1 protein-coding gene is annotated in these 604 nt (G+C 52.0%); it reads right to left on the reverse strand.

The genetic code is table 11. The annotated features are described in order from the left end of the window. Positions 1-519, reverse strand: a 519-nt coding sequence (locus tag ACZRMH_RS25805) for a hypothetical protein (protein ID WP_464015817.1), incomplete at its 3' end; no start/stop codon positions are given. Between the last annotated feature and the right edge of the window lie 85 nt (positions 520-604).

The raw sequence follows: 604 nt of genomic DNA on the forward strand, positions 1-604 counted from the left end.
CAGCTTGCCCTGGGCATCGGTGTCTTTGCAGTCGAGGATTTTTACAATGCGGCGCAAACTGCCTGATGTGCGAAACAACCACTGGCACTGGCCGTAAAATGCGCTTTCACCTGCCACGTTAAAGGTGTCTTGGTCGCGTTCATCCAGCGTGGGTCGCACTGCTATTTTTCCGAAGTCCGTGCCGAAATCAGCAACGCTTTTTCCATAGATCGCATAAACGTCAAGGTTTACGCTATGCAACATCAACGGACATCCACTGACCGTTCTGTATAAGGCCACTTCAGAGTTTTGTTGGTATTCCGTACGCCACTTCCGATTAAATACAACTTGTGTATTCCTACCGCCAGGTACTGTGCATGACTCCCCAGAAGCTGGGACGTATACCGCTGTTGCCTTGTAGAAAAAGTCCGGCGGCAAGTCGGCGGTAAAGGTGAAGGTGTTGGGCTTGCCGGTGGCGGAGCAGCCGATGGTCAAGGCCAGGCAACTACCAAGGCATAAACTGCGAATAAGGTGTTTCATAGGGGGGCATCTCCCTGCCAATACAGCGTTTCCTGATAAACCCGGTCAAAGTGCATCGTAGGAGTTTCGTTTGCCTGCGGTAGCC

Source organism: Pseudomonas sp. B414 (genome assembly GCF_055408445.1).